Source organism: Brevundimonas bullata, assembly GCF_003350205.1.
In the GTDB taxonomy this organism is placed as follows: Bacteria; Pseudomonadota; Alphaproteobacteria; order Caulobacterales; family Caulobacteraceae; genus Brevundimonas; species Brevundimonas bullata.
In genome coordinates this window covers 14,534-40,955 of sequence record NZ_QLLC01000028.1, presented here as the reverse complement: position 1 = coordinate 40,955, position 26,422 = coordinate 14,534, and the positions used below count along the sequence as shown (strand labels likewise).

Here is a 26,422-nt window from a genome sequence, read left to right as displayed (position 1 = left end):
AACCCGAAGGCCCGGCGGAGGCGGCTATCTAAGGAAAGCCAAACTCCAAGTCAACAAGGCTTTTCAACCTTTTCTGCAAAGCTGGAAACCGAAGCCCCACCTCACAGATCCCGCCCGGCCCGTTTCCGAACCCCGCGGCCCGCCCGTTTCCAAGCGAGCGGCGGATATACGGACCCATCCCCGAGTCCACAAGACAAGAATGACAGATTCACGAACTATCTCGACGAACAGGAGTCCAAGAGCGCTGCACAGAACCGCACGCCGCCATCCCCCTTATATAGAGGGACGACAGATCACCCCTGCCGCCCCACGCCAGCCGCCATCGCGCCTCAACGCTCAGGGCGGTGAAATCTTGCGCCGTCCGCGTCTAATGACGCAACAGGCACGCCCCAGTTGTCGCGATGGGCGCTCTAATGCACTTTTATTCCACATTTGAGCTGGAGCGGGTTGCATCGCAGCATAAGCGCCGGCATAAGAGCGTCCAGTTGAAAGGTTCTTCCGTGTCCCACCGCGCCGCCATTGCTGCGATCCTGAGCCCCGCGAAAGCGGCGGCCGATCTGCGCGTGCTGTCGCTGGGCGTACTCCTTCTTTCGGTAATTCTTATTCCGCTTAGCCGAGCGGTGTGGATGCCTGCGACCTGACCTAACCCAGTCAAAATCGCCCGCTTCACCCCGCTCCCACCCGGCAGCGGGGTTTTTCATGTGCCCAGTACAGACCCGATAGGCAGAACCTTCCAAAAATCCGATGACCAACTCGCCCAACAGCAAAAAACAACCCAATGCGCGCAGTTCCGCCGTCACCCAGGGGCCGACCCGGGCTGCGGCGCGCTCCTATCTGCGCGCCGCAGGGATGCAGGACGCCGACTTCGACAAGCCGATGATCGCCATCGTCAACACCTGGTCGACGGTCACGCCCTGCAACATGCACCTGGACCGCCTGGCCAAGGACGTGCGCGCGGGCATCATCGCCGCTGGCGGCTATCCCGTCGACTTCAACACCATCGTCGTCACCGACGGCATCTCCATGGGCACCCAGGGGATGAAGGCATCGCTGATCAGCCGAGAGGTGGTCGCCGACTCCATCGAGCTGGCGGTCGAGGGGCATCAGCTGGACGGCGTCGTCTGCATCGTCGGCTGCGACAAGACCATCCCGGCGGCGGCCATGGCCCTGGCGCGGATGGATATCCCGGGCCTGGTCTATTACGGCGGCACCATCCTGCCCGGCCGGATCGGCGAGAAGGAAGTCTCGGTTCAGGAGGTGTTCGAGGCCATCGGCGCCCACGGCGCCGGCGCCCTGTCCGACGAGGGCCTCAAGGCGGTCGAGAGCGCGGTCTGCCCCGGCGCCGGAGCCTGCGGCGGTCAGTTTACCGCCAACACCATGGCCATGGCCCTGTCGATGATGGGCATCAGCCCCATGGGGGCCAACGACGTCCCCGCCGTCGATCCCGGCAAGGGCGCGGAAGGCGAGCGCTGCGGCCGCCTGATCGTCGAGCGCGTCTTTGCTGGCGACACCGCCCGCAAATACATCACCCGCGCCAGCCTGAAGAACGCCGCCGTCGCGGTCTCGGCCTCTGGCGGATCGACCAATGCCGTCATGCACCTGACCGCCATCGCCGCCGAGGCCGGCGTCGACTTCGGCATCGAGGACTGCCACCAGGCCTGCCTCGAGGCCCCGGTCATCTGCGACCTGAAGCCCGGCGGCCGCTTCCTGGCCTCGCACCTGTTCGCGGCGGGCGGCACCCGCCTGGTCGCCCAGCGGCTGGCCGAGGCCGGCAAGATCATCAATACGCCGACCGTCACAGGCCGCAGCCTGTTCGCCGAGGCCGCCGAGGCCGAAGAGACGCCGGGCCAGCAGGTCGTCACCAGCATGGACGCCCCCGTCATGGCGCGCGGCTCCTACGCCGTCATCTATGGCGACGTGGCCCCCGAAGGTGCGGTCATCAAGCTAACCGGCCACAAGGTCGACCGCTTTGAAGGCCCCGCCGCCGTCTTCGACTGCGAGGAAGACGCCTTCCATGCGGTTCAGGACGGCTCGGTCGGCGAAGGCGACGTCATCATCATCCGCTACGAAGGCCCCAAGGGCGGTCCCGGCATGCGCGAGATGCTGCAAGTCACCGCCGCCCTGAAAGGCCGCAAGATCGAGAACGTCGCCCTGCTGACCGACGGTCGCTTCTCGGGCGCCAGCTACGGCTTCGTCGCCGGCCACGTCTCGCCCGAAGCGGCGGCGGGCGGCCCGATAGCCCTCATTCGCGATGGCGATCCGATCGTCATCGACGTCACCAACCGAAGGATCGACGTGCTCGTCGATCTGGAGGCGCGCCGGGCGGACTTCGCCCCCAACCGGGTCCGTCCGGCGCAAGGCGTTTTCGCGAAATACCGCGCCGCCGTCGCCTCCGCCTCGCAAGGGGCCGTGACCATCCCCAATCCGCCGCCGGCCCAAACGCCTGCGACCTATTCCAACGCCCCCATCTCTGAGGACGCCTGAACCATGGCCATCACCATCTACACCAACGACGACATCAAGCCCGGCGCCATCGCGGGCCAGCGCATCGCCGTCATCGGCTATGGCTCGCAAGGTCGCGCCCACGCCCAGAACCTGAAGGACTCGGGCCATGACGTCGTCGTCGGCGTTCGCCAGGGCGGCACCGGCTGGAAGCACGCGACCGCCGACGGCGTCCCCACCGCCGAACCGGCCGAGGCTGTTCGCGGCGCCGACATCATCGCCATTCTGACCCCGGACATGATCCAGAACGAGGTCTATCGCGACATCATCGAGCCCAACGCCAAGCCGGGCGCCGCCCTGCTGTTCGCCCACGGCTTCTCGATCATCTACGACCGCATCACGCCGCGCGACGACATGGATGTCATCTTGGTCGCCCCCAAGGGTCCAGGCGATCTGGTCCGCCGCGAGTTCGCGCGCGGCCGGGGCGTCCCCTCGCTGTTCGCCATCGAGAAGGACGCGACGGGCAAGGCGCGCGACCGCGCCATGGGCTACGCCAAGGGCATCGGCGGCGCGACCGGCGGCCTGCTGGAAACCTCCTTCCGCGAAGAGACCGAGACCGACCTGTTCGGCGAACAGGCCGTCCTGTGCGGCGGCGCCAAGGAACTGGTCATGTCGGGCTTCAACACCCTGGTCGAGGCCGGCTACCAGCCCGAGATCGCCTACTTCGAATGCCTGCATGAGCTGAAGCTGATCGTGGACCTGTTCTACGAGGGCGGCATCTCCAAGATGCACCACTTCATCTCGGAAACGGCCAAGTGGGGCGCCGTCGCCTCGGGGCCGCGCGTTATCAACGACGAGACCCGCGCCCGCATGAAGACGGTCCTGACCGAGATCCAGGACGGAACCTTCGCCAGGAACTGGATCGCCGAGAACGAAGCCGGCAAACCGCAGTACGCCGCCTGGCTGAAGGCCGACAGCGAATCCCAGATCGAACAGACCGGCGCGCGCCTGCGCGAGCGCATGGCCTGGCTGCAGACCGCCAAGTCTGAAGCCGCCTGACCTGCACGCATATATAAAGTGAGACCGACCCGATGAGCGCCGCCGCGCCCGCCCTGAAAACCGCCTCCGCCCCGGCGACCGTGAACGACACGGCCACCGGCGCGCGCCTGCTCGTCTCCAGCCTGGAGCGGATGGGCGTGGAGGTGGTCTTCGGCTACCCCGGCGGCGCCATCATGCCGATCTACGACGCCCTGACCGGCACGGGCCTGAAGCATATCCTGGTCCGTCACGAACAGGGCGCGGCCTTCGCCGCCGACGCCTACGCCCGCGCCTCGGGCAAGGTCGGCGTCTGCATGGCCACCTCCGGCCCCGGCGCCACCAATCTGATCACCGGCATCGCCAATGCCATGATGGATTCGGTGCCCATGGTCTGCATCACCGGCAACGTCCCCCAGGGCGTCATGGGCACCGACGCCTTTCAGGAGATCGACATCCTGGGCGTCACCCTGCCGATCGTGAAACACTCTATATTGGTGCGCGACGCCTCGGAGATCCCGGCCGCCGTCGAACAGGCCTTCCATATCGCCGCCTCGGGTCGTCCCGGCCCGGTCCTGGTCGACCTGCCCAAGGACGTCCAGTTCGCCACAGCGACCGCCCCGTTCGGCTTCAACATTCCCAATGAGACCGCCGAGGTCGACCACGACGCCGTCGCCGAGGCCGAACGCTTCATCCGCGCCGCCGAGCGCCCGCTGATCTACATCGGCGGCGGGGTGAAGATCGGCCGCGCCACCGAGGCTGTCCGCGCCTTCGCCGAGGCCACCGGCATCCCCGCCGTCTCGACCCTGAACGCCCTGGGCACCATCGCCACCGACGCCCCCGGCTATCTGGGCATGCTGGGGATGCACGGCACGCGCGCCGCCAACGAGGCGGTCCAGTCGTCGGACCTGCTGATCGTCCTGGGCGCCCGCTTCGACGACCGCGCCACGGGCAAGCTGGCCGAGTTCGCGCCCCACGCCCGCGTCGTCCACTTCGACATCGACGCCTCCGAGATCGGCAAGCTGCGCGAGACCCATGTCGCCGTCGCCGGGGAACTGAAGCCCGGGGTTGAGGCCCTGACCGTGCGCATGGCGACCGCGCCCCTGGCCATCGACCCCTGGGTCATCCGCTGCGCCTCGGCCGCTGCTCACCACGCCGCCCGCTATGATGCGCCGGGCGAAGGCGTCTATGCGCCCGCCCTGCTGAAGCAGTTGTCCGAGGCCGCCGGCGACCGTTTCGTCGCCGCCTGCGACGTCGGCCAGCATCAGATGTGGGCGGCCCAGCACTGTCGCTTTTCCAAGCCCGAAGCCCACATCACCTCGGGCGGTCTGGGGGCCATGGGCTTCGGCCTGCCAGCCGGCCTGGGCGCCAAGCTGGCCGACCCGTCGGCCACCGTCGTCACCATCGCCGGCGACGGCGGCTTCATGATGAACATCCAGGAGCTGGCGACGCTGAAACGCTACGGCGTCGCGCTGAAGATCGTCCTGCTGGACAACTCCTCCCTGGGCCTGGTGCGCCAGTGGCAGGAGCTGTTCTTCGAGGAGAACTATTCCGAGGTCGATCTGTCCGACAACCCGGACTTCGTGAAGGTGGCCGAGGCCTTCGGCATCGAGGCCTTCCGCATCGACCGCCGCGATCAGGTCGAGGCCGGCATCGCCCGCCTGCTGGCGGCCGACGGCCCCTGCCTGGCCCACGTCATCATCAACCCCAAAGAGAACGTCTGGCCTCTGGTTCCGCCGGGCAAGAGCAACGCTGAAATGATGGAAGGCGCATGACCATGAGCGACACCATTCACATCCAAATCGACCGGGCCGACGGCTCGCTTCAGCGTCTCATCGGCCTGGTGGAGCGCCGCGGCTTCCACATCGACGGCATGAGCATGGCCGACGAAGGCGCGTCGCGCCGCATCGCCCTGACCGTGCGCGGCCGCGACGCCGCGCGCTCCATCGACAACCTGGGCTGCCAGATCGACCGCCTGTTCGGCGTCGCCCGCATCGGCGCCCCTGCCTACCAGTCCGAGGCCGCGTAATGTCCCGAGTAGAACGAGTATCCAGAACCGCCGAAATCGCGGCCTCGGACCCCAACCGCGTCATCATCTTCGACACCACCCTGCGCGACGGCGAACAGGCGCCTGGCTTCTCCATGTCGGCCGAGGCCAAGCTGAAGATGGCCCATGTCCTGCGCGACCTGGGCGTGGACGTGATCGAGGCTGGCTTCGCCGCCGCCTCGCCGGGCGACGAGGATTGCATCCGCCGCGTCTGCGGCGAGATCGAGGGCCCGGTCTTCGCCTCGCTGTCGCGCGCCAACGAGAAGGACATCGACGCCTCGTTCCGGGCTCTGGCCCCGGCGCCCAAATCGCATCGCCGCAGCCACATCTTCCTGGCCACCAGTCCGATCCATCGCTCGGCCAAGCTGCGGATGAGCACCAACGAGGTGCTGGCGACCATCTCGCGCACGGTGGAATACGCCGCCACCATGTTCGACGACGTCGAGTTCTCAGCCGAGGACGCCTTCCGCACCGAGCCGGAGTTCCTGGCCGAGGCCCTGATGGCCGCCGCCGACGCGGGCGCCCAGACGCTGAACGTGCCCGACACCGTCGGCTACGCCACGCCGGAAGAAGTGCGCCAGCGCTTCGCCTATCTGGACGGGATCATCCGACCGCGCCACGCGGACGTGATCTTCTCCTCCCACGCCCACAACGACCTGGGCCTGGCCGTCGCCAACTCCCTGGCCGCCGTAGAGGGCGGGGCGCGTCAGATCGAGGGCGCCATCAACGGCATCGGCGAACGGGCCGGCAACGCCTCGATCGAAGAGATCATCATGGCCCTGCGCACCCGCGCAGACCGCTATGGCGTGACGGTCGCCTCCGAGAGCCGCCACCTGGTGCGCGCGTCGCAGACCCTGCGCGAAGTGACCGAGACGGTCATCGCCCGCAACAAGGCCATCGTCGGCCTCAACGCCTTCGCCCACGAGGCCGGGATCCACCAGCACGGCATGATGGCCGACGCCCGCACCTACGAGATCATGCGTCCCGAGGACGTCGGTTTCGAGGGCAGCTACTTCGTGCTGGGCAAGCATTCCGGCCGCCACGCGGTCGGCAAGCGGGCCGAGGCCCTGGGCCATGTGCTGGAAGGCCAGCGCCTGGCCGACGTCTTCGCCGGCTTCAAACAACGCGCCGACCAGATCGGCGAAATCAATGACGCGGAGCTGACCGCCATCATCGCAGCCGTGGCTGCCGGCGCCTCCGCACAAATGGACAAGACCTATGCAACCGCTGGCTAAGAATATCTGGATCAACGGCGACCTGACGCCGTGGGCCGACGCGAAAATCCACGTCATGAGCCACGCCCTGCACTACGGCACCTCGGTGTTCGAAGGCATCCGCGTCTATGACACCCCGAACGGCCCGTGCGGCTTCCGCCTGACCGACCACGTGCGCCGCCTGTTCGACAGCGCGCGCATCTATCACTTCCCCCTGCCCTTCACCGAGGACGAACTGGTCCAGGCCTGCAAGGACGTGGTCCGTTCCGAGGGCCTGCGTTCGGCCTATCTGCGCCCCCTGGCCTTCCTGGGCGAGTGCGGCATGGGCGTGTCTCCGTCGCCTGAGAACATCCGCACCGACGTCATGATCTCGGCCTTCCCCTGGGGCGCCTACCTGGGCGAGGAAGCTCTGGAGAAGGGCGTCGACGCCTGCATCTCCAGCTGGAACCGCGTCGCGCCGAACACCATCCCGGCGGGCGCCAAGGCGGGCGGCAACTACCTGTCCGGCTATCTGATCGGCCGCGAGGCCCGCGTCCGCGGCTTCGGCGAAGGCATCGCCCTGGGCGCCGACGGCCTGCTGTCCGAAGGGGCCGGCGAGAACCTGTTCATCGTCAAGGACGGGGTGCTGATGACCCCGCCCGCCGCCGCCTCCATCCTGCAAGGCATCACCCGCGACAGCGTCATGAAACTGGCGCGCGGCCTGGGCTACGAAGCCCGCGAACAGGTCCTGCCGCGCGAGGCTCTCTATGTCGCCGACGAGGTCTTCATGACCGGCACCGCCGCCGAGATCACCCCCGTCCGCTCCATCGACGGCATCCCCACCCGCGCCAACGGTCCCGGCCCGATCACCAAGGCGGTCAACAAGGCCTTCCGCGGCCTGTTCGACGGCACCACGCCCGACCGCTTCGGCTGGCTGGAGCCCATCGGCGAAGCCTCGCCCGCCGCCCCGGCCAAGGAGCGCGTGCATGAGCCGGCATGATCAATCCTCCCCTGTCGTCTCGCGACGGGGGAGGGGGACCGCCGCAGGCGGTGGAGAGGGCGAACCCCATCTGTCGCGCTCGGCCTTCGCCCCCTCCACCATGCTGCGCATGGTCCCCCTCCCCCGCTGCGCAGGGGAGGATCGCCGATGAGCGCCCGCACCCTGTATGAAAAGGTCTGGGACCGGCACGTCGTCGTGCCGGAAACGGCCGAGACGCCGGGGGTGATGTATGTGGACCTGCACCTGGTCCACGAAGTCACCTCGCCCCAGGCCTTCTCCGAAATCGAGACGCGCGGCCTGAAGGTCCGCCGCCCCGACCGGACCTTCGCCACCCTGGACCATTCCACCCCGACCCTGCCCGCCGGGGCGGACGGCCAGCGCCCCTACTTCACCGCCGCCGCCAAAAATCAGGTCGAGACGCTGGAGGCCAACTGCGCCCGCCACGGCGTCGAACTGGCGGGCTGGGACTCGGATCAGCGCGGCGTGGTTCACGTCATGGGGCCTGAGCTGGGCCTGACCCAGCCGGGCATGACCGTGGTCTGCGGCGACAGCCATACCGCCACCCATGGGGCCTTCGGCGCTCTGGCGTTTGGCATCGGCACCTCCGAGGTCGGTCACGTCCTGGCCACCCAGTGCCTGTTGCAGCGCCGCGCCAGATCCATGCGCGTGACCGTCGATGGGCGCCTGCGCCCCGGCGTCTCGGGCAAGGACGTGGCTCTGGCGGTCATCGCCGCCATCGGCTTCGGCGGCGGCACCGGCTACGTCATCGAATATGCGGGCGAGGCCGTGCGCGCGCTGGACATGGAAGGGCGCATGACCCTGTGCAACATGTCCATCGAGGCGGGCGCGCGGGCCGGCATGATCGCCCCCGACCAGACCACCATCGACTGGCTGCGCGGCCGTCGTCACGTTCCCGCCGACTTCGACACCGCTGCCGCCGACTGGCTGACCCTGGCCTCCGATCCCGGCGCGACCTTCGACAAGGAGGTGGTGCTGGACGGCGCCGCCATCCGTCCCATGGCCACCTGGGGCACCACCCCCGACGCGGGCGCCCCCGTCGGCGCCCCGGCGCCCCACCCGCGCTCGGCGTCTGACCAGAAGGCCCTGGACTATATGGGCTTCACCGCCGGCGAGGCGACGACCGGCCACAAGGTCGACGTCGTCTTCATCGGCAGCTGCACCAACGGCCGCCTGCCCGACCTGCGCGCCGCCGCCGAGATCCTGCGCGGCCGCAAGGTCCAGCCGGGCGTGCGCATGCTGGTCGTCCCCGGCTCCGAGGCCGTGCGTCGCGACGCAGAGGCCGAGGGGCTGGACAGGGTCTTCACCGAGGCAGGGGCCGAATGGCGCATCCCCGGCTGTTCCATGTGCATCGCCATGAACGGGGATTTCGTCGCCCCCGGCCAGTTGGCGGTCTCGACCTCCAACCGCAATTTCGAGGGCCGTCAGGGCAAGGGCGCCCGCACCATCCTGGCCAGCCCGGCCACCGCCGCCGCCAGCGCCGTGGCCGGCGTCCTGACCGACCCGCGCGCCTATCTGGAGGCCATCCATGCCTGAGGCCTTCAAGGTTCTGACGTCGAAGACCCTGACCCTGAGCCAGGCCAATATCGACACGGACCAGATCATCCCGGCCCGCTTCCTGACCACCACGTCGCGCGAAGGTCTGGGCGCCCACGCCTTCCATGACTGGCGCTACGAAGCCGACGGTTCGCCCAAGCCCGAGGCGGTGTTGAACCGCATCGATCCGACCGAGCAGCGCATCCTGCTGGCCGGCCCCAACTTCGCCTGCGGCTCGTCGCGCGAACACGCCCCCTGGGCCCTGCTGGACTATGGCTTCCGGGCGGTGATCTCGACCGAGATCGCCGACATCTTCACCTCCAATGCGCTGAAGAATGGCTTCCTGCCCATCGTCGTCGACCAGGCGACCTGGGACGACCTGGCCGCCCATCCCGAACAGCCCGTGACCATTGATCTGGAGGCCGGCGAAATCCGTCGCGGCAACGCCGCCCCCGTCCCCTTCAAGGTCGAGGCCTTCGCCCGCCAGTGCCTGCTCGACGGCGTCGACACCCTCGGCTGGCTGCAAGCCAGACTGCCCTACATCCAGACCTACGAACGCTTCCGTGAACCGGAGACCATCTGATGCCCCACACCCGCACCTTCAACATCGTGGTCCTGCCTGGCGACGGCGTCGGGCCTGAGGTCGCCCTGGCGGCCGAGCGCGTCCTGACCTGCATCGGCGACATCTACGGCCACCGCTTCGAGTTCGCCGAGCACCTGATCGGCGGCGGCGCCATCGACGCGACCGGCGAAGCCCTGCCTGAGGAAACGAAAACCGCCTGCCTAGCCTCCGACGCTGTCCTGCTGGGCGCGGTCGGCGGACCCAAGTGGGACGGCGCGCCGGTTCGGCCCGAACAGGGTCTGCTGGCCATCCGCAAGGCCATGGGCCTGTACGCCAACCTGCGCCCCCTGCAGGTCTCGCCGGTCCTGGCTCACCTGTCTCCGCTGAAGAAGGAGATCGTCGAGGGCGTCGATCTGATCGTCTTCCGCGAACTGACCAGCGGCGTCTATTTCGGCGAGAAGACCCGCACCGAAACCAGCGCCTCGGACCTGTGCGTCTATACGGTCGAGGAGATCGAACGCGTCGCCCGCGCCGCCTTCCAGGCCGCCGGCCAGCGTCGCGGCAAGGTCACCTCGGTCGACAAGGCCAATGTCATGGAGACCAGCCGCCTGTGGCGCGAGGTCGTGACCCGCATCCACGCCGAGGAATATCCGCAGATCACCTTGGAGCATGCCCTGGTCGACTCCATGGCCATGCACCTGATCCGCAAGCCGCGCGAGTATGACGTCATCCTGAGCGAGAACATGTTCGGCGACATCCTGTCGGACGAGATCTCGGTGCTGGGCGGCTCCATCGGCCTGCTGCCCTCGGCCTCGCTGGGCAGCAGCGGTCCCGGCCTGTTCGAGCCCATCCACGGCTCGGCCCCCGACATCGCGGGTCAGGATCTGGCCAACCCCATCGGCATGGTCCTGTCGGCGGCCATGATGCTGCGTCACAGCTTCGAGTTGGAAGACGAGGCGGATTCGATCGAGGCCGCCGTCGCCGCCGTTCAGGCCTCCGGCGCTGTGACGGCTGATCTGGGCGGGGCTCTGGGCACGGTCGAGGCCACCCGCGCCATCGTCGACGCCATCCGCGCCATCCACTGGGCCGCCGCCCGCCATGTGCCGATGCACTGGGCCTGAGCCTCAGCCCATATATCAAAGAGAAAGGGCGGACCTCGCGGTCCGCCCTTTTCGTATTCAGTTGTCGATCAGGCCCTGCAAGGCCACGGCCATCCGCCGCGCCAACTCGGCCTTCTGCGTCTCGCCCAGCGACGAATAGCCGTCCGACAGCTCGCGTCCGATGGCCATGCCCATGATCAGACCCGCCGCCAGACGCGCCCGCACCGGCGCGTCCGGCCCGCCGATCCACGCGGCAAGCGGATCAAAGAAGCGATTGTTGGAGGTGCGCTGCATGACGTCCATCGCCTTGGCCGACCCGACCGACCGCAGCAGGATCAGCAACCCCCGCATCTTGGCGCCCGCCCCGTCGTCCTGGCATGGCATGACCTCGCCATAGACGATCTCGCGCGCCAGCCGCTCGCCGAAATCCTCACGCGGGCCGTCCATCAGGTCGCGCCCGTTCTTGCAGCTGTCCAGCACGGCGACGAACAAGTCTTCCTTGGAACCGAAGTAGCGGCTGATCAGGGCCGCATCCACGCCGACGTCGCGCGCGACATCGCGCATGCCGACGTCGTCGTAACTGTCCGAGCAGAACCGCTCCCGCGCCGCCTCCAGAATGGCTTGGCGCGTGGCGTTGGCGTTACGCGGTCGGGGGGCGTCGCAAAGGACCAACGGGCCGTACTCCTATAAACCTTATCGTCTATATGGCTTTGTCATCAGGCGTTGACAAGCTGAACCACGATCATCATTAAGTCACCGAACGTTGACTGGCGCTTCCTCCCCCGAAGAGCGCCGGTCTGTTAATGTACGAAAACCCTCCCAACAGGAGAATGCGCCGATGCGCACGGTGAAGATCGCGGTCGCGTCCGTTCTGATGACGGCCGCCCTCTATGGCTGTTCCAAGGGAGGTGAGGCCCCTGCGCCACAGGCGCCCCCCGTCACGGTCGCCACGCCGCTGGCGCGCCAGGTCGTCGACTGGGACGAAGTCACCGGCCGCTTTGAAGCCACCCGTTCGGTCGATGTGCGCGCCCGCGTCGGCGGCTATATCCAGGCGGTCCACTTCAAGGACGGCGACTTCGTGCGTCAGGGCCAGCTGCTCTTCACGCTGGACGCCCGTCCCGCCCAGGCCGCGCTCGCGTCCGCCCAGGCTCAGCTGTCGCAGGCCCAGGCCCAGCTGACCCTGGCCCGCAGCGAGTTCGCCCGCGCCGAGGGCCTGCTGGCCTCGCAGGCCGTGTCCCAGGCCGAGGTCGATTCCAAGCGCGGCGCCGTGGCCCAGGCCCAGGCCGCCGTCTCCGCCGCCAACGCCGCCATCCGCGCCCGTCAGCTGGACGTCGAGTTCACCCGCGTCACCGCCCCGATCGCGGGCCGCGTCTCCGACCGCCGGGTCGATCCGGGCAACCTGGTCGGCGGCGGCTCCTCGGCCGGCGACGTCCTGACCACCATCGTTTCGTCCTCGCCGATCTACTTCGTCTTTGACGGCTCCGAAGCCCTGGCGCTCAAGTATCAGCGCGAAGCCCGCACCGGCGGCCCGGCGCCGATCCGCATCCGCCTGCAGGATGAGACCAGCTACGACCGCGTCGGCACGCTGGACTTCACCGACAACGCCATCGACACGGCTTCGGGCACCATCCGCCTGCGCGCCGTCGTCCCGAACGCCGACGGCTTCCTGAAGCCCGGCATGTTCGGCCAGGCGCAACTGGCCGGCGGTGGTTCCTATCAGGCCCTTCTGGTGCCGGATTCCGCCATCGCCACCGACGCCGCCCGTCGCGTCGTCATGGTCGTCAACGCCGACGGCTCGACCGCCACGCGCGCCGTCCAAACCGGCCCTCTGGTCGATGGCCTGCGCGTCGTCCGTTCGGGTCTGAAGCCGACCGACCGCGTCATCATCGCCGGCGGTCAGCGCATCCAGATGCCGGGCATGAAGGTCCAGCCGAAGAACGGGACCATCGCGCCCGTCGCCCCGCAAGCCGGTTCGGCCCCCGTCACCCAGGCGGCGCCGGCCTCCAGCGCCTCCTTCGCCAACGCGGGCTAAGATAGATGAATATCTCCCGCTTCTTCATCGACCGCCCGATCTTCGCGGGCGTGATCTCGGTGTTCATCACCCTGATCGGCCTGTTCGCCTATCCGATGCTGCCCCTGTCGCAGTACCCGGAGATCGCGCCCCCGACGATCACCATCAACGCGGCCTACCCGGGCGCCTCGGCCGAGACCCTGGCCGAGACCGTGGCGGCTCCCATCGAGCAAGAGGTCAACGGCGTCGAAAAGATGCTGTACTTGACCTCCTCGTCCACCTCGGACGGGGCGGTGTCGATCACCGTCACTTTCCAGCCCGGCACGGACCTCGATTCCGCGCAGGTTCTGGTGCAGAACCGCGTCGCCCTGGCCGAGCCTAAGCTGCCCGAGCAGGTCCGCCAGATCGGCGTGACGGTCAACAAGGCCGAAAGCGGCTTCCTGATGATCGTCGGCCTGACCTCGCCGGACGGCAGTCTGGATAACGACTACGTCGGCAACTACGCCAACTCGACGCTGCGGGATCGCCTGCTGCGCATCGACGGCGTAGGCCAGGTTCAGATCTTCGGCGGCGGCAACTATTCGATGCGGATCTGGATCGACCCGGCCAAGGCGGCCGAGCGCGGTCTGACCGGCTCGGACATCGTCGGCGCCCTGCGCGCCCAGAACGTTCAGGCCGCCGCCGGCGCCATCGGCCAGCCGCCCTTCGCCACAAACGCCGCCGCCTTCCAACTGCCGGTTCAGGTCCAGGGCCGTCTGTCCGACCCCGATCAGTTCGCCGACGTGGTCATCAAGACCGACGCCCAAGGCCGCGTGACCCGCGTCCGCGACGTCGCCCGCGTGGAACTGGGCGCCCAGGACTACGGCATCCGCGGCTTCTTCGACGGCCAGCGCGGCGTCGGCATCGCCGTCGTCCAGCAACCGGGCGCCAACGCCCTGGCCACCGCCAACCGCGTCCTGGCCGAGGTCGAGGCCGCCAAGGCCGAGCTGCCGGCCGGCATGGCCGCTTCCATCCCCTACAACCCGACGGAATTCGTCGCCGCCTCGGTCACGGCGGTTCAGCACACCGTGTTCGAAGCCGTCGTCCTGGTGGCCCTCGTCGTCCTGATCTTCCTGCAGACCTGGCGCGCGGCCATCATCCCGATCATCGCCATCCCGGTCGCCCTGGTCGGCACCTTCGCGGTGCAACTGGCTCTGGGCTATTCGATCAACTCCCTGTCGCTGTTCGCCCTGGTTCTGGCTGTCGGCATCGTCGTCGATGACGCCATCATCGTGGTCGAGAACGTCGAGCGATACCTGAGACAAGGCCTGACGCCCAAGGAGGCCGCCTATCGGTCCATGCAGGAGGTCTCGGGCGCCCTGATCGCCATCGGCCTGGTGCTGACGGCGGTGTTCGTGCCGACCGCCTTCGTGCCCGGCATCCCCGGCATCTTCTATCGCCAGTTCGCCGTCACCATCGCCTCGGCGACGCTGATCTCGCTGGTCGTCTCGCTGACCCTGTCGCCTGCCCTAGCCGCCCTGCTGCTCAAGCCGCATCAGGACCACCATGAGCGCAAGCCGGGCCTGTGGGGCACGGTCCTCTATTACCTCGGCTGGGCCGGCGCCAAGTTCAACCAGGGCTTCGACTGGCTGTCGGACAAGTACGGTCGTCTGACCGCCCGTCTGGTGCGGTCGCTGATGCTCGTCGCGATCATCTACGTGGGCCTTCTGGCCATCACCGGCTGGCGTCTGGTGGACACCCCGTCGGGCTTCATTCCCGAGCAGGATCAGGGCTTCCTGATCGGCGTGGTGCAACTGCCCGCCGGTGCCTCGCTGGACCGCACCCAAGCCGTGATGGAACGCGCCAACGACATCATCCAGAAGACGGAAGGCGTCGACGGCACCGTGGCCTTCGCCGGTCTGGACGGCTCCAGCTTCTCGTTCGGCTCCAACGCCGCGACGCTGTTCATCCGCCTGGACGCCTTCGAGAACCGCACCAAGGAACAGGCCGCCACGGCCCTGGCCGGCGCCATCACCGGCGCCACCGCAGGCATCGAGGACGCCAACATCTTCGTCATCGCCCCCCCGGCCGTCCAAGGCCTGGGCAACGGCAACGGCTTCAAGATGATGATCCAGGACCGTTCCGGCGCGGGCTACCGCGCGCTGGAAGGCGCCACCTTCGCCATGATGGGCGGCGCAGCCCAGATCCCTAATGAAGTGCAACAGGTCTTCTCGACCTACAACACCGGCTCGCCGCGCATCGCCGCCGACATCGACCGCAACAAGGCTCTGATGATGGGCGTCCAGCCCTCGGCCGTGTTCGACACCCTCGGCGTCTATCTCGGCTCGTCCTACATCAACGACTTCAACCTGCTGGGCCGCACCTTCCGCGTCACCGCTCAGGCTGAACCCTCGTCGCGGGACGACATCGCCGACATCGCCAACCTGAAGACCCGCTCGGCCACCGGCGCCATGGTGCCGATCGGCGCCGTCGCCAACCTGCGCGAGGACTCCGGTCCGGCCCGCGTCGTCCGCTTCAACCTGTTCCCGGCTTCCGAGCTGCAGGGTCAGGCCGCGCCGGGCGTCTCGTCCGGCGAGGCTCTGAAGACGATGGAGAACCTGGCCGCTCAAGCCCTGCCGCAAGGCTTCAGCTACGAATGGACAGAACTGGCCCTGCAAGAGAAGCAGGCCTCGGGCGGCGCCTCCATGATCTTCGTCATGGCCGTGGTCTTCGTCTTCCTGGTGCTGGCGGCCCAGTATGAGGCCTTCACCCTGCCGCTCGCGGTGGTGCTGATCGTCCCCATGTGTCTGCTGGCGGCCATGATCGGGGTGAACATCCGGGGTCTGGACAACAACATCCTGGTCCAGATCGGCCTCGTCGTCCTGATCGCCCTGGCGGCCAAGAACGCCATCCTGATCGTCGAGTTCGCCAAGCAGGCCGAAGAGGAAGAGGGCATGGATCGCTTCGAAGCGGCGATCTACGCCGCCAAGGTGCGCCTGCGTCCGATCCTGATGACCTCCTTCGCCTTCATCTTCGGCGTCATGCCGCTGATGCTGGCGACCGGCCCCGGCGCTGAAATGCGCCAGTCGCTGGGCACGGCGGTCTTCTCCGGCATGCTGGGCGTGACCTTCTTCGGTCTGATCTTCACCCCGGTCTTCTACGTCATGATGCGCTGGCTCGCGGGCAAGCTGCCCAACTCGCCCGAGAAGCCGCGCGACCTGCCGACCACCTACGGCACGCCGCCTCATGATCCGTACGACCCCACCGACCCCGCGCCGACGGCCCCGATGACGGCCAGCCCGCGCCTGGGAGACGCCTGATGAACCGTAAAGCCCTTTCCCTCCTGACCGCCTCCAGCGCCGCGCTTCTGCTCGCCGCCTGCGCGGTCGGGCCCAAGGCGCCGGACCCCACGGTCCCGGCGCTGGGCCAAGGCGCCTTCATAGGCTCGCAATCCGCCTCGGTTTCGACCGAGGCCGCTCGCGGCGACTGGTGGCGGCTCTATAACGACGCCACGCTGGACGGTCTGATCCAGCAGGCGCTGACCGAGAACAACGAGCTTGAGGCGGCCGCAGCCAATCTGCGCGCCGTCCGGGCCTCGCTGTCCGAGGCCCGCGCCGGTCGCCTGCCCTCGACGAACGTCAACGCCGCCTTCAACCGCAGCCAGGCCTCGACCATCACCAACCCGGCGGCCAACGGCGCCAAGCTGGACGACGTCGACACCTACAGCGTCGGTCTGGATGTCTCCTACGAGGTCGACCTGTTCGGCCGCGTCGAGTCGACCGTCCGCGCCGCCCGTGCCGACGCCGCCGCCGCCGCCGAGGCGCTGGAGGTGGTGCGGATCACCGTCGCCGCCGAAACCGCCCGGGCCTATGCCGACACCTGCTCGGCCAACGCCCAGATCGCGGTGGCCGAACGCACCATCGACCTGCAAGGCAAGACCGTCGACCTGACCCAGCGCCTGCTGGACGGCGGTTCGGGCAACGGACTGGATGTGGCCCGCGCCCGCGCGGCGCTGGAATCCACCCGCGCCAGCCTGCCGCCGCTGCGGGCCCAGCGCGACGGCGCCCTCTATCGTCTCGCCACCCTGACCGGGCGCACCCCGGTCGAGGCCAGCGAGGCGGCGCGCGGTTGCCAGTCCCCGCCGCAACTGTCGCAGCCGATCCCGGTCGGCGACGGTGCGGCCCTGCTGGCCCGTCGTCCCGACGTGCGTCAGGCCGAGGCCCGTCTGGCCGCCGCAGCCGCCCGCGTGAACGTGGCGACCGCCAGCCTCTATCCGAGCATCAGCCTGGGGGGCTCGCTGGGCTCGACCTCGCTGGACTCCTCGGGTCTGGGCGACGACGCCAACTTCCGCTTCAGCGTCGGCCCGCTGATCAGCTGGAACTTCCCCAACATCGCCGTGGCCCGCGCCCGCATCAAGCAGGCCGGCGCCCTGACCGACGCGGCTCTGGCGACCTTCGACCAGACCGTGCTGACGGCCTTGCAGGAAACCGAGACGGCGCTCAGCGCCTACGCCAACGAACTGGACCGTCGCACGGCCCTGCGCACCGCGCGGGATCAGGCGGCGACCGCGGCCCGCCTGTCGCGTCTGCGTTTCGACGCCGGCGCCGACAGCTTCCTGACGGTGCTGGATTCGGAACGGACCCTGGCCGGCGCCGACGCGGCCCTCGCCGCTTCGGAAGCCCAGGTCGTCACCTACCAGATCGCCCTGTTCAAGGCCCTGGCCGGCGGCTGGGATCAGGCCCCCAACCCCGAAGCCTGATCCTCGGATCATCGCTGAAAACAGAAACGCCCGGCAGGTTCGACCCCGCCGGGCGTTTTCTTTTGAGCCATGTTGCACGATTTTCGCGCCTACAGACGTGACCCCGGCCCGAATGATGCTCTAGGGAGGAAGCCGTGACCCTTCCCGCCGCGCCCTCCCCCGCCGCCGAGATCGTCGCCGAGGCTTCGCCCGCGACGGCGCTGACCCATGCCCGACGGGTCGTGGTCAAGATCGGCTCCTCCCTGCTGATCGATCCCGCCACCCGCGCCGTGGCCCGCGACTGGCTGGCCTCCCTGGCCCAGGACATCGCCGCCCTGCGCCAGCAGGGGCGCGAGGTCATCATCGTCTCCTCCGGCGCCGTGGCCCTGGGGCGCGGACGGCTGAACACCTCGCCGGGCCGGCTGCAGGACAAGCAGGCCGCCGCCGCCGTCGGCCAGACCCTGCTGATGCATGCCTGGGAAGAGGCCCTGGCCCCTCACGGCCTGATCACCGCCCAGATTCTTCTGACCCGCGACGACACCGAGCGCCGCCGCCGCTGGCTGAACGCCCGCGCCACGGTCGAGGCCCTGCTGGCCCACGGCGTCGTCCCCGTGGTCAACGAGAACGACACCGTCGCCACCGAGGAAATCCGTTACGGCGACAACGACCGTCTAGCCGCCCGCGCGGCGCAACTGGCCCGCGCCGACCTGCTGATCCTCCTATCCGACGTGGACGGCCTCTACACCGCCGACCCGCGCCGCGATCCCGAGGCTCGCCACCTGCCTCTGGTCGAGAGCCTCGGCCCCGACATCCTTGGCATGGCGACCGGCGCCAACGCCGACGCCGGGGTCGGCACCGGCGGCATGGCCACCAAGCTGGCCGCCGCCCAGATCGCCCGCTCCGCCGGCTGCGCCACTGTCATCGCCTCGGGCCTGACCGCGCATCCGCTCAAGGCCATAGCCGAAGGCGCCCGCGCCACCCTGATCACCGCCCCCGCCACGCCGCTCGCGGCCTGGAAGCAGTGGATCGCCGGCAGCATGTCTCCGGGCGGCGCCCTGACGCTGGACGACGGCGCCGTGCGCGCCCTGAAGTCGGGCAAGAGCCTGCTGCCCTCGGGCATTGTCTCGGTCAGCGGCACGTTTGAGAAAGGCGACAGCCTGCGACTGCTCGACGCCAGCGGCGCCGTGGTCGGCGTCGGCCTGGCGTCCTATCCCGCTGACGAGATCGCCCTGATCCGCGGCCGCCATTCGGATGAGATCGAGACCCTGATCGGCTATCGCGGCCCCTCGGTCGTGATCCACCGCGACGACCTGGTGCTGGAGACCCGATGACCGACACGAACGCCTTAATGCTCGACATGGGCCGCCGCGCCCGCGCCGCCGCCGACGCCCTTCGCACCACCACGCCCGACGCACGCACCCAGGCCCTGACCCGGCTGGCCGCCGGCTTGCGCGCCGCCGAGGCCGAGATCCTGGCCGCCAACACCCGCGACATTGAAAACGCACGCGCCTCGGGCCTGACCGAAGCCCTGATCGACCGTCTGGCCCTGACGCCCGCCCGCGTCGAGGGCATGGCCGTCGCCGTCGAGACCATCGCCGCCCAGCCCGATCCGGTCGGCGCCGAGATGGCCCGCTGGACCCCCGCCAACGGTCTGGACATCGCCCGCGTCCGCACCCCCATCGGCGTGCTGGGCGTCATCTATGAGAGCCGGCCCAACGTCACCGCCGACGCCGCCGCCCTGTGCATCCGCTCGGGCAACGCCGCCATCCTGCGCTGCGGTTCGGACTGCCTGGAGTCCTCGCGCGCCATCGCCGCCGTGGTCGTCCGCGCCGTCGCCGAGGCGGGTCTGCCCGCCGACGCGATCCAGTTGGTCCCCGTCCCTGGTCGTGAAGCGGTGGGGGCCATCCTGTCTGGGCTCGACGGCGCCATCGACCTGATCATCCCGCGCGGCGGCAAGAGCCTGGTCGCCCGCGTACAGGCCGAAGCCAAGGCCCCTGTGCTCGGCCACTTGGAGGGCCTGTGCCACACCTATCTGGACGCCGCCGCTGACCTCGATGTCGCCCGCCGCGTCGTCGTCAACGCCAAGATGCGCCGCGTCTCGGTCTGCGGCGCGACCGAAACCCTGCTGGTGGACCGCGCCGCCGCCGAGCGCCTGCTGCCCGCCGTCGCCGCTGACCTGATCGCCGCAGGCTGCGAACTGCGCGGCGACGCCGAGACGCGCGCCCTGGTCCCTGAAGCCGCCGAAGCGGTTGAGGCCGACTGGACCACCGAATACCTGGCTCCCGTCCTATCGGTGCGGATCGTGGACGGGGTGGCGGGCGCGGTCGAGCACATCCGGACTTATGGCTCGGGCCACACCGAGGCCATCATCACCACCGACGCCGAGGCCGCCGAACGTTTCGTGGGCGGCGTCGACAGCGCCATCGTCCTCATCAACGCCTCGACCCAGTTCGCCGACGGCGGCGAATTCGGCTTCGGCGGCGAGATCGGCATCTCGACCTCCAAGCTGCACGCCCGCGGCCCCGTCGGCGCCGAACAGCTGACCACCTACAAGTATGTGGTGCGCGGTCAGGGTCAGACGCGCCCCTGAAGATCGGCGAGCGTCACTCAGACAGCGCTTCGCCACCCGCGAAAGAAATGCTGCACCGCACACGTTTGACTGGACAAAAACACCCTTCACGCAGCGAGAACCGGCAACTCACACCTATAACGATCATTTTTTAACGTCACTTCGGATTATATTTGCACATAGGCGCAGGATTTCGCTTAATGAGCAGATGCAAAAAGGTGGCCGTTCCAACCCTGGTGGTTTTCTGATCGAACAGCGTCGGCTGGAGAAACAGCCCGCTGAGATGCGCGTACGCGCCTTCACGGAGATCACGCTCAAACCGACCGCCGACAGCGGGACGGCCCAGGCGTCGCGCTGCACCGACTGCGGCGTGCCCTTCTGCCAGAACGCCTGCCCGCTTCAGAACAACATCCCCGACTGGCTGGCCCTGTCGGCGGACGGCGACCTGCGCGAGGCCTGGCGCGTCGCCGCCGCCACCTCGACCATGCCCGAAATCTGCGGCCGCATCTGTCCGCAGGACCGCCTGTGCGAGGGCGCCTGCACCCTGCAACAGTCCGGCTGGGACGGCGTCACCATTGGCTCGGTCGAGGCCTGGATCGCCGACACCGCCTTCGACAACGGCTGGGTCGAGCCCATCCGCCCCCTGGCCGAGCGCGGCCAGAGCGTCGCCATCGTCGGCTCAGGGCCCGCTGGCATGGCCGCAGCCGACCGCCTGCGCAGCGAAGGCTACGCCGTCACTGTCTATGATCGCCACGACCGCGCGGGCGGCCTGCTGACCTATGGCATCCCCGGCTTCAAGCTGGAGAAGCGCGTCGTTCAGCGCCGGATCGCCCGCCTGATCGAGGGCGGGGTCGAGTTCGTGCTCAACACCTCGGTCGGCGTCGATGTCTCGATGGACGAGTTGCGGTCGCGCCATGACGCGGTGCTGCTGGCCATGGGCGTCTATCAGGCCCGCACCCTGGCCGTCCCCGGTCGCGGCCCGAACGACACCGTCGCCGCGCTCGACTTCCTGATCGCCCAGAACCGCGTCGATTGCGGCGACGCCGCCGATGCGTCCGCCCCCCATGCGGCCGGTCGCGACGTGGTGGTCGTCGGCGGCGGGGACACGGCCATGGACTGCGTCCGCACCGCCATCCGTCAGGGCGCCAATAGCGTCGTCTGCCTCTATCGCCGCGACCGCGAAAACATGCCCGGCTCGGCCCGCGAGGTGCAGAACGCCGAGGAGGAAGGCGTCCGTTTCGAATGGCTGGGGGCGCCCAAGGCCCTGATGTCCAAGGGCGAGGCCGTCACCGCAGTCCGCGCCCAGCGCATGGCCCTGACCGAGGCCTCCGCCGGCGGCCGCCGCGACATCGCCCCCGTGGCCGGCTCCGACTTCGACCTGCCCGCCGATCTCGTGATCGAGGCCCTGGGCTTCGAGCCTGAAGCCTTCGCCGAACAACTCGACGCCGGCCTCGGCCTCACCAAGTGGAACACCCTGCAGGTGGCGCGCGGCGGTTTCGCCACCACCCTGCCCGGCGTCTTCGCCGCCGGGGACGCCGTGCGCGGCGCCTCCCTTGTCGTCTGGGCCGTGCGCGACGGCCAGGACGCCGCGGCTGAAATCGACCGTTACCTGCGCGCGCGTACCGAGGAAGCCGCGGCATGACCGACGCATCGCAACAGAACTGGCTGGCCCAGTATGAAGAAGACCGCGCCCGCCTGATCGAAGGCGGCGCCTATGACCCGTCGTCGGAACGCGACGCCTGCGGCGTGGGCCTGGTCTGCGCCATCGACGGCAAGCCCCGGCGCGAGATCGTCGACATGGCTATCCAGTCGCTGAAGGCCGTGGCCCACCGCGGCGCGGTCGACGCCGACGGCCTGTCCGGCGACGGCGCCGGCATCATGATCGAACTGCCCCAGGCCTTCTTCGCGGCCCAGGTGCGCGCGGTCGGCCAGACCCTGCGCCCCGGCCCCATCGCGGTCGGCCAGGTCTTCCTGCCGCGCACCGACCTGGGCGCCCAGGACCACGCCCGCGCCATCGTCGAGACCGAGGCCATCCGTTCGGGCTTCTACATCTACGGCTGGCGCCAGACGCCGATGGACCTGTCCGTCGTCGGCGTCCGCGCCGACGCCACCCGGCCCGAGATCGAGCAGATCATGCTGGCCGCGCCCGAGGGCATGGAGATCGAGGAGCTGGAGCGCGAGCTCTTCCTGTGTCGCCGCCGCATCGAAAAGGCGGTGCAGGCGTCGGGTCTGAACGGCTTCTACCTCTGCTCCCTGTCGGCCCGCTCCATCGTCTACAAGGGCATGGTCCGCGCCGAGCTGCTGGGCCAGCTGTATCACGACCTGAACGACCCCACCGTCGTCGCCGGCTACGCCGTCTTCCACCAGCGCTACTCGACCAACACCTTCCCCGAGTGGAAGCTGGCCCAGCCCTTCCGCATGCTGGCTCACAACGGCGAAATCAACACGCTTCAGGGCAACCTGAACTGGATGCGCAGCCACGAGATCCGCATGGCGGCCTCGGCCTTCGGCGACCGCGACCATGAGGTCAAGCCGGTGGTACAGCCGGGCGGCTCGGACTCGGCGGCGCTGGACAATGTCTTCGAGGTTCTGGTCCGCGCCGGACGTCCCGCCCCCCTGGCCAAGGCCCTGTTGGTGCCCGAGGCCTGGTCCTCGGACGACGTGGTGATGAAGCCCGAGCACCGCGCCCTCTACGCCTACTGCAACGCGGTGATGGAGCCGTGGGACGGCCCCGCCGCCCTGTGCGCCGTCGACGGCCGCTGGGTTGTCGCCGGCAAGGACCGCAACGGTCTGCGGCCCCTGCGCGCCGTCGAGACCGTGGACGGCCTGCTGCTGGCGGGCTCGGAGGCCGGTCTGGTTCCCCTGCCCGAGGGCCGGGTCAAGCGCCGCCTGCACATCGGCCCCGGCAAGCTGATCGCCGTCGATCTGAAGCACGGCCGCCTCTACGACGAGCACGAGGCCGTCGACGCCCTGGCCGCCGCCCAGCCCTATTCGGACTGGCTCGACAACATGGTCGATCTGGAACCCATCATCGGTCCCGGCCCCGAGCCCCGCGCCGCGGTCGGCGAGGCCCTGATCCGCCGCCAGATCGCCGCCGGCTTCAGCCGCGAGGATCTGGACCTGCTGCTCGACGCCCTGGTCCGCGACGGCAAGGAGGCGGTCGGCTCGATGGGCGACGACGCCCCGCCCGCCGTCCTGTCCAGCCTGCCGCGCCCCCTGGCCCACTACTTCCGCCAGAACTTCAGCCAGGTGACGAACCCGCCCATCGATCCCCTGCGTGAAGCGGGAGCCATGAGCCTGAAGACCCGTTTCAAGAACCTGGGCAACATCCTGGCCCAGGACGAGGCCCAGACCGAGGTCTTCGTGCTGGACAGCCCGGTCCTGACCACCGGCATGTATCAGCGGATGCTGGGCGTCATCGCCGACGGCTCGACCACGGTGATCGACTGCACCTATCCGCTGCCCGCCGAAGATGACCGCCCTGGCGCAGGCCTGCGTCAGGCCCTGGACCGCATTCGCGACGAGGCCGAGGCCGCCGCGCGCGAAGGCGCCACCCTGATCGTCCTGACCGACGAGCACGCCTCGGCCGAGCGCCTGGCCGCGCCGATGATCCTGGCCACGGCGGGGACCCATGGCCGCCTGATCGCGGCGGGCCTGCGCACCTATTGCTCGCTGGTGGTCCGTTCGGCCGAGACCCTGGACCCGCACGCCTTCGCCGTTCTGGTCGGGGTCGGCGCCACCGCCGTCAATCCGTGGCTGGCGCAGGAACTGTTCCAGGACCGTCTGGATCGCGGAGCCTATCCGGGCCTGACGCTCCACGACGCCTGCCTCAACTACAAGCACGGCATCGAGGCCGGCCTGCTCAAGGTGCTGGCGCGCAAGGGCATCAGCATCATCTCCGCCTATCGCGGCGGCTGCGAGTTCGAGGTTCTAGGCCTGTCCCGCGCCCTGGCCGCCGAGTTCTTCCCCGGCGCCCCGTCGCGCATCTCCGGCATCGGCCTGGCCGGTCTGGAGCAGGCGGCGCTCAAGCGCCACACGCTGGCGTTCGGCGCGGCGGTCCCCTCTCCCTCGATGGGCGGCTTCTTCCGCATCCGTGCGGGCGGAGAGGCCCACGCCCATGACGCCAAGACCATCCACCTGTTGCAGGACGCGGTGAATCGCGGCGACTACAAGCGCTTCAAGCAATACTCCGCCGCCGTCCGCGAGCAGGCGGACCTGGCCCTGCGCGACCTGCTGGACTTCAAGGACGGCCTGACTCCGGTCCAACTGCACGAGGTCGAAAGCGTCTCGGACATCCGCCGCCGCTTCCTGTCGCAGGCCATGTCGCTCGGCGCCCTCAGCCCTGAGGCGCATGAGACCCTGAACATCGCCATGAACCGGATGGGGGCGCGCGCCGTGTCCGGCGAGGGCGGCGAGGACCCGGCGCGCTACGTGCCGCGTCCGAACGGCGACAACGCCAACTCTGCGGTCAAGCAGGTGGCCTCAGGCCGTTTCGGCGTCACCGCCGAATACCTGAACCAGTGCCGCGAGATCGAGATCAAGGTGGCCCAGGGCGCCAAGCCCGGCGAGGGCGGCCAGCTGCCCGGCTTCAAGGTCACGGAGTTCATCGGCCGGATGCGCCACGCCGTTCCCGGCACGACGCTCATCAGCCCCCCGCCGCACCACGACATCTATTCGATCGAGGATCTGGCCCAGCTGATCTACGACCTGAAGGCGATCAATCCCGACGCCAAGGTCACGGTCAAGCTGGTCTCCGCTACCGGGATCGGCGCCATCGCCTCAGGGGTGGCCAAGGCCAAGGCCGACGCCATCCTGATCGCCGGCCACAACGGCGGCACGGGCGCCTCGCCCCAGACCTCGGTCAAGCACGCGGGGATGCCGTGGGAGATCGGCCTGGCCGAGGCGCATCAGGTCCTCAGCCTGAACCATCTGCGCTCGTCGGTCAGCTTGCGCGCCGACGGCGGCATCCGCACCGGACGCGACGTGGTCATGGCCGCCCTGCTGGGGGCCGAGGAATACGGCATCGGCACCTCGGGCCTGATCGCCATGGGCTGTCTGATGGTGCGTCAGTGCCATTCCAACACCTGCCCCGTCGGCGTCTGTTCGCAGGACGAGCGCCTGCGCGCCAAGTTCACCGGCACGCCGGAGAAGGTGGTCAACCTCTTCACCTTCATCGCCGAGGAGGTCCGCGAAATCCTGGCCTCCATCGGCGCGCGCACCATCGACGAGATCGTCGGCCGCACCGACCTGCTGCGTCAGACGCGGCGCGGCGGCTCGCATCTGGACGACCTGGACCTCAATCCCCTGCTGATGAAGGTCGACGTCGACCGTCCGGGCCGCTGGGCCGACAAGGTCCGCCGCCCGGTGCCCGACAGCATCGACGCCCTGGTGCTGAAGGACGCCGCCGCCTTCCTTGAGCGCGGCCAGACGCTGGAACTGTCCTATCCGCTGAACAACACCCAGCGCACCGCCGGGGCCGGCGTGTCATCGGCCATCGTCCGCCGCTTCGGCCCGGAGGGTCCGCAGGGCCGTCTGAAGCTGAAACTGGAAGGCATCGCCGGTCAGAGCTTCGGCGCCTTTGGGGCCAAGGGCCTGATCCTCGACGTCACCGGCGAGGTCAACGACTACGTCGGCAAGGGTCTGTCGGGCGCCGACATCCATGTCCGTCCCTATGAGTGGCGGGCCGAGCAGCAGATCTGCGGCAACACCACCCTCTATGGCGCCACCTCGGGCCGGCTGTTCGTGGCGGGCGCGGCGGGCGAACGCTTCGCCGTCCGCAACTCGGGCGCCGAGGCCGTGGTCGAGGGACTGGGCGCCCACGGCTGCGAATACATGACCGGCGGCCGCGTGGTCGTCCTCGGCGCCGTCGGCTGGAACCTGGCGGCGGGCATGAGCGGCGGCGAGCTGTTCGTGCTCGACGCCGAGGGCCGCGCGGCCCAGGCCCTGAACGGCGACCTGGCTGGCGTCGGTCGCATCGACGCCGAGGCCGAAGCCCGTCTGAAGGCCCTGATCGAGGCCCACGCCGCCGCCACCGGCTCGCCCCTGGCCCGGCGCATTCTGGCCGACTGGTCGGGCTTCGGGCCCCGCTTCGTCCGCATCGTGCCCAAGACCGTCCTCGCCGCCGAGGCTCTCAACACCGACGTCAGGCTGGCCCAACCGGCCTGACGTCGCCCTTCCTTTTCGCCCGCGTCT

General features: G+C 69.1%; 18 protein-coding genes. 17 read left to right on the top strand and 1 reads right to left on the bottom strand.

Annotation, left to right across the window (positions count from 1 at the left end; genetic code table 11):
• Nucleotides 1–413: 413 nt before the first annotated feature.
• The 10 genes from DXK21_RS16570 to leuB all read left to right on the top strand — a co-directional run bounded on the left by DXK21_RS16570 (nucleotide 414) and on the right by leuB (nucleotide 10,954).
• Nucleotides 414–641 carry a hypothetical protein gene (locus DXK21_RS16570; protein ID WP_162790668.1) on the top strand — a complete coding sequence of 76 codons (228 nt, stop codon included), beginning with the start codon at nucleotides 414–416 and terminating at the stop codon, nucleotides 639–641.
• Between the two features lie 103 nt (nucleotides 642–744).
• Entirely contained in the window at nucleotides 745–2,484 is a 1,740-nt protein-coding gene (gene ilvD / locus DXK21_RS12775; protein WP_114818165.1) for a dihydroxy-acid dehydratase, read from the top strand.
• Between the two features lie 3 nt (nucleotides 2,485–2,487).
• Nucleotides 2,488–3,501: a ketol-acid reductoisomerase gene (ilvC, locus tag DXK21_RS12770; RefSeq protein WP_114818164.1), complete on the top strand. Its 1,014-nt coding sequence runs from the start codon at nucleotides 2,488–2,490 to the stop codon at nucleotides 3,499–3,501.
• Nucleotides 3,502–3,533: 32 nt separating this feature from the next.
• Nucleotides 3,534–5,252, top strand: a complete 1,719-nt coding sequence (ilvG, locus tag DXK21_RS12765; RefSeq protein WP_114818163.1) for an acetolactate synthase 2 catalytic subunit — start codon at nucleotides 3,534–3,536, stop codon at nucleotides 5,250–5,252.
• A 2-nt stretch (nucleotides 5,253–5,254) separates the two neighbouring features.
• Entirely contained in the window at nucleotides 5,255–5,506 is a 252-nt protein-coding gene (locus DXK21_RS12760) for an ACT domain-containing protein (RefSeq protein ID WP_114818162.1), read from the top strand.
• On the top strand, nucleotides 5,506–6,759 hold the full coding sequence (locus DXK21_RS12755; protein WP_114818161.1) for a 2-isopropylmalate synthase: 1,254 nt from the start codon (nucleotides 5,506–5,508) through the stop codon (nucleotides 6,757–6,759). The genes DXK21_RS12760 and DXK21_RS12755 overlap by 1 nt, the downstream gene beginning before the upstream one ends.
• Nucleotides 6,743–7,717, top strand: a complete 975-nt coding sequence (locus tag DXK21_RS12750) for a branched-chain amino acid transaminase (RefSeq protein ID WP_114818160.1) — start codon at nucleotides 6,743–6,745, stop codon at nucleotides 7,715–7,717. Before DXK21_RS12755 ends, DXK21_RS12750 begins: the two co-directional genes overlap by 17 nt.
• Before the next feature lie 147 nt (nucleotides 7,718–7,864).
• On the top strand, nucleotides 7,865–9,271 hold the full coding sequence (leuC, locus tag DXK21_RS12745) for a 3-isopropylmalate dehydratase large subunit (protein WP_114818159.1): 1,407 nt from the start codon (nucleotides 7,865–7,867) through the stop codon (nucleotides 9,269–9,271).
• The gene (gene leuD / locus DXK21_RS12740) at nucleotides 9,264–9,854 is read left to right on the top strand and encodes a 3-isopropylmalate dehydratase small subunit (RefSeq protein WP_114818158.1); all 591 of its coding nucleotides are present in this window, start codon (nucleotides 9,264–9,266) and stop codon (nucleotides 9,852–9,854) included. Before leuC ends, leuD begins: the two co-directional genes overlap by 8 nt.
• Nucleotides 9,854–10,954 (top strand): 3-isopropylmalate dehydrogenase, encoded by a 1,101-nt coding sequence (leuB, locus tag DXK21_RS12735; protein ID WP_114818157.1) that lies wholly within the window; start codon nucleotides 9,854–9,856, stop codon nucleotides 10,952–10,954. Before leuD ends, leuB begins: the two co-directional genes overlap by 1 nt.
• Nucleotides 10,955–11,011: 57 nt before the next feature.
• Here the strand turns inward: leuB and DXK21_RS12730 are convergent, their stop codons facing one another.
• Nucleotides 11,012–11,605, bottom strand: coding sequence for a TetR/AcrR family transcriptional regulator (locus DXK21_RS12730; RefSeq protein ID WP_114818156.1), 594 nt, complete (start codon nucleotides 11,603–11,605; stop codon nucleotides 11,012–11,014).
• Nucleotides 11,606–11,771: 166 nt separating this feature from the next.
• Here DXK21_RS12730 and DXK21_RS12725 point away from each other — a divergent pair, with 166 nt between their 5' ends.
• The 7 genes from DXK21_RS12725 to gltB all read left to right on the top strand — a co-directional run bounded on the left by DXK21_RS12725 (nucleotide 11,772) and on the right by gltB (nucleotide 26,395).
• Entirely contained in the window at nucleotides 11,772–12,965 is a 1,194-nt protein-coding gene (locus DXK21_RS12725; RefSeq protein WP_114818155.1) for an efflux RND transporter periplasmic adaptor subunit, read from the top strand.
• A gap of 5 nt (nucleotides 12,966–12,970) precedes the next feature.
• The gene (locus DXK21_RS12720) at nucleotides 12,971–16,243 is read left to right on the top strand and encodes an efflux RND transporter permease subunit (RefSeq protein WP_114818154.1); all 3,273 of its coding nucleotides are present in this window, start codon (nucleotides 12,971–12,973) and stop codon (nucleotides 16,241–16,243) included.
• Nucleotides 16,243–17,682: an efflux transporter outer membrane subunit gene (locus tag DXK21_RS12715; RefSeq protein ID WP_114818153.1), complete on the top strand. Its 1,440-nt coding sequence runs from the start codon at nucleotides 16,243–16,245 to the stop codon at nucleotides 17,680–17,682. The genes DXK21_RS12720 and DXK21_RS12715 overlap by 1 nt, the downstream gene beginning before the upstream one ends.
• 170 nt (nucleotides 17,683–17,852) lie before the next feature.
• Nucleotides 17,853–18,992, top strand: coding sequence for a glutamate 5-kinase (gene proB / locus DXK21_RS12710; protein ID WP_114818167.1), 1,140 nt, complete (start codon nucleotides 17,853–17,855; stop codon nucleotides 18,990–18,992).
• The gene (locus DXK21_RS12705) at nucleotides 18,989–20,251 is read left to right on the top strand and encodes a glutamate-5-semialdehyde dehydrogenase (RefSeq protein ID WP_114818152.1); all 1,263 of its coding nucleotides are present in this window, start codon (nucleotides 18,989–18,991) and stop codon (nucleotides 20,249–20,251) included. Before proB ends, DXK21_RS12705 begins: the two co-directional genes overlap by 4 nt.
• A gap of 187 nt (nucleotides 20,252–20,438) precedes the next feature.
• Nucleotides 20,439–21,872 carry an NAD(P)-dependent oxidoreductase gene (locus DXK21_RS12700; RefSeq protein WP_114818151.1) on the top strand — a complete coding sequence of 478 codons (1,434 nt, stop codon included), beginning with the start codon at nucleotides 20,439–20,441 and terminating at the stop codon, nucleotides 21,870–21,872.
• Nucleotides 21,869–26,395: a glutamate synthase large subunit gene (gltB, locus tag DXK21_RS12695; protein ID WP_114818150.1), complete on the top strand. Its 4,527-nt coding sequence runs from the start codon at nucleotides 21,869–21,871 to the stop codon at nucleotides 26,393–26,395. The genes DXK21_RS12700 and gltB overlap by 4 nt, the downstream gene beginning before the upstream one ends.
• The last annotated feature ends 27 nt before the right edge of the window (nucleotides 26,396–26,422 follow it).

Coding starts and splice junctions, on each gene's coding strand:
- DXK21_RS16570 (WP_162790668.1), top strand. CDS start 414: ATGCACTTTTATTCCACATTTGAGCTGGAGCGGGTTGCATCGCAGCAT.
- ilvD (WP_114818165.1), top strand. CDS start 745: ATGACCAACTCGCCCAACAGCAAAAAACAACCCAATGCGCGCAGTTCC.
- ilvC (WP_114818164.1), top strand. CDS start 2,488: ATGGCCATCACCATCTACACCAACGACGACATCAAGCCCGGCGCCATC.
- ilvG (WP_114818163.1), top strand. CDS start 3,534: ATGAGCGCCGCCGCGCCCGCCCTGAAAACCGCCTCCGCCCCGGCGACC.
- DXK21_RS12760 (WP_114818162.1), top strand. CDS start 5,255: ATGAGCGACACCATTCACATCCAAATCGACCGGGCCGACGGCTCGCTT.
- DXK21_RS12755 (WP_114818161.1), top strand. CDS start 5,506: ATGTCCCGAGTAGAACGAGTATCCAGAACCGCCGAAATCGCGGCCTCG.
- DXK21_RS12750 (WP_114818160.1), top strand. CDS start 6,743: ATGCAACCGCTGGCTAAGAATATCTGGATCAACGGCGACCTGACGCCG.
- leuC (WP_114818159.1), top strand. CDS start 7,865: ATGAGCGCCCGCACCCTGTATGAAAAGGTCTGGGACCGGCACGTCGTC.
- leuD (WP_114818158.1), top strand. CDS start 9,264: ATGCCTGAGGCCTTCAAGGTTCTGACGTCGAAGACCCTGACCCTGAGC.
- leuB (WP_114818157.1), top strand. CDS start 9,854: ATGCCCCACACCCGCACCTTCAACATCGTGGTCCTGCCTGGCGACGGC.
- DXK21_RS12725 (WP_114818155.1), top strand. CDS start 11,772: ATGCGCACGGTGAAGATCGCGGTCGCGTCCGTTCTGATGACGGCCGCC.
- DXK21_RS12720 (WP_114818154.1), top strand. CDS start 12,971: ATGAATATCTCCCGCTTCTTCATCGACCGCCCGATCTTCGCGGGCGTG.
- DXK21_RS12715 (WP_114818153.1), top strand. CDS start 16,243: ATGAACCGTAAAGCCCTTTCCCTCCTGACCGCCTCCAGCGCCGCGCTT.
- DXK21_RS12705 (WP_114818152.1), top strand. CDS start 18,989: ATGACCGACACGAACGCCTTAATGCTCGACATGGGCCGCCGCGCCCGC.
- DXK21_RS12700 (WP_114818151.1), top strand. CDS start 20,439: ATGCAAAAAGGTGGCCGTTCCAACCCTGGTGGTTTTCTGATCGAACAG.
- gltB (WP_114818150.1), top strand. CDS start 21,869: ATGACCGACGCATCGCAACAGAACTGGCTGGCCCAGTATGAAGAAGAC.